Annotated in this window: 2 protein-coding genes; one reads left to right on the top strand and one right to left on the bottom strand. The window is 51.8% G+C overall.

Annotation, left to right across the window (positions count from 1 at the left end; genetic code table 11):
- On the bottom strand, positions 1 to 1,196 hold a 1,196-nt coding region (locus tag HMPREF0178_RS01340; protein ID WP_009378400.1), incomplete at its 3' end, for a Na+/H+ antiporter NhaC family protein.
- 642 nt (positions 1,197 to 1,838) lie between these two features.
- On the opposite strand from HMPREF0178_RS01340, the gene HMPREF0178_RS01345 reads away from it, so the two are divergent.
- On the top strand, positions 1,839 to 2,195 hold the full coding sequence (locus tag HMPREF0178_RS01345; RefSeq protein WP_009378401.1) for a hypothetical protein: 357 nt from the start codon (positions 1,839 to 1,841) through the stop codon (positions 2,193 to 2,195).
- The last annotated feature ends 50 nt before the right edge of the window (positions 2,196 to 2,245 follow it).

The raw sequence follows: 2,245 nt of genomic DNA on the forward strand, positions 1-2,245 counted from the left end.
ATGCCGAAGGTCCCCCATGCCGTGCCCGTGGAGAAGCTCAAAAAGCCTGCAATCAAAAACACGATGGCGGGGAGGAACGCCCCGGATACGCCTCCGTCCGCCACAAGGGACTGCACGAAAATAGGCGTTTGGAGAAGATCGCGGCAGACACCGCTGATCGTCCATGCCAGCACCAGAATGATGTTGGCGGGCAGCATGGCCTTCATGCCTTCAACGGCCCCGTCCATAAATGTCCTGAAAGACAAAAGGCCGCGAGGAACAAAAAGCAGGAAGGAAACGGTAAGGGCTCCGACGGATGCCCAAACAAGCGCCTTGGCGGCCGTACAGTTGCCGAAGGCCGCGCCCATGGTGTGAAACGCCGGATCCTTGCCCCAGTAACCGCCGCTATAGAGGAGGCCGAGTACGGCAAAAACGATCAGGCTGCCGATGGGGAGCAACATATCCCATACGGTCCCACGTTCCGCCGGTTGAACCTGCTTCTCGGAACTTCCATCAATGGCGCCAAGCTCACCGTGTTGAGCGCGTTCCTCAGCTGTGCGCATGGGGCCGAAATCCGAATTGGTCAGGCAGATAAGGCCCACCATAGCGATGGAGAGCAGGGCGTAGAAGTTATAGGGGATAGTGGAAACAAACGCGGCAAAATCGCTGGTGAACGCCCCGGTTGTCCTGAGGTTGCTTCCCACCGCGGCGGCCCAGCTGGAAATAGGCGCGATGATGCAGATGGGCGCGGCAGTGGCATCAATGATATAGGCCAGCTTGGCGCGAGAAATTTTGTAGGAATCGGTGACAGGTTTCATAACCGTACCGACGGTAAGGCAATTGAAATAGTCATCGATGAAAATGAACGCTCCCAGCCCGCCGGTGGACAGCAGGGCGGCTTTTCGGCTCCTGATCCTGCGCGTAGCCCATTTCCCGTACGCTCTCGTCCCCCCCGCCATGGAAATGGTGTAGACCAAAGCCCCAAGCAGCGTACAGAAAACCAAGATGTTGAAGTCGACCTTGTTGGCCATAGTGTCAAAGGCCGATTCAATGGTTCCCATGAACAGGACATCACTATTCATCCCGACGGAATAAATGAACGTTCCCGTCAATATGCCGATCAGCAAAGAGGAAATGACTTCTTTGGTCAGCAAGGCCAAGGTGATGGCGATAACTGGCGGCAGCAGCGAGAGCCATCCTGCGTAATACGGTTCCACGATCTCATCCTCCATGCAGCCGATATGAATCCGGCAACATCTTTTTATGCTCCTCTAAGCTCCGCAACGTCCATGTCGGCAATCGACACAAGCCGATCCGTTTCTTGCCGGGCATGGGCGTTCCCCTTATGTCGGGCAGAGTGAAGCAGTATTCAAGAGAGCTGTTTAGGGACAAAAACAGCATGGAAAATATGCCATTCGGGAGACTATAATACAGGCTAAGGGGGGTTGTATACCTGTTTTTATTTGGAATGAGCGCCACTGCGTTACGGTATGCATACGTTGATTTTTGAATGGAGTGTTTTGTATTTAAGGCGGCCTAGTTATAGCTCATAATTATTTATAATTATGTAAATTTTTATACACTCAACACACAAAACTTTCCACATAAACAAAAATAGTTAAACAAAAATTCTCAAAACCATAACAGTACTCAAAACAAATTCCGCGCCAAGACCTACAGTGAGAATCCCGCCAGTCCGAATGGTTTTCAGCATAGCCCACTTGACAACGCGTCCATTTTTTATACCGTAAGCCTATGAATTGCGGATACTATCACAGGATAGCTTCTCGGTTGCCTTCAATCATATCGAGGAGAGTGCGGCATTCAGCCGTATTTTTTGATAGAAACAGGATGATGCTATGAAACGATTTGGTGTGATTGGTGCTGCGTTGTTGTTGCTCTCTGGTTGTGCCGCGAATGATACGGGAACCCCCTCAAGCCTTGAAGGGGCCGTTTCTGAAGCCCCTGCAGCTAACGCTTCCGCTCCTGCCGTAACCGATGGACAGATGCATACGTTAAGCGTTGAATTGATGACGTATCAGGGCGGAACGAATGGCGCTCGGGAATACGTCGTGGCCCAAGCGAAACAGGCTTGCGACAGCATCAATCAGGAAGTGTACATCGAAAGCCTTACTTCGGAAACGACATGGCGCGGGGGCAGGGCAGAGTTGACTTTTGCCTGTGTCGATAAAAACGATTCCCGCCTCAAGCAATAGTGGGCAGGCCCGCCACGCAGCTTTTGTGCGTTGTTGTGCCAATAAAAAAA

The organism is Bilophila sp. 4_1_30, from assembly GCF_000224655.1.
Lineage (GTDB): Bacteria > Desulfobacterota > Desulfovibrionia > Desulfovibrionales > Desulfovibrionaceae > Bilophila > Bilophila wadsworthia.

Bases quoted from the DNA above. Each gene is read 5' to 3' on its own strand.
- HMPREF0178_RS01345 (WP_009378401.1), top strand. From the start codon at position 1,839: ATGAAACGATTTGGTGTGATTGGTGCTGCGTTGTTGTTGCTCTCTGGT.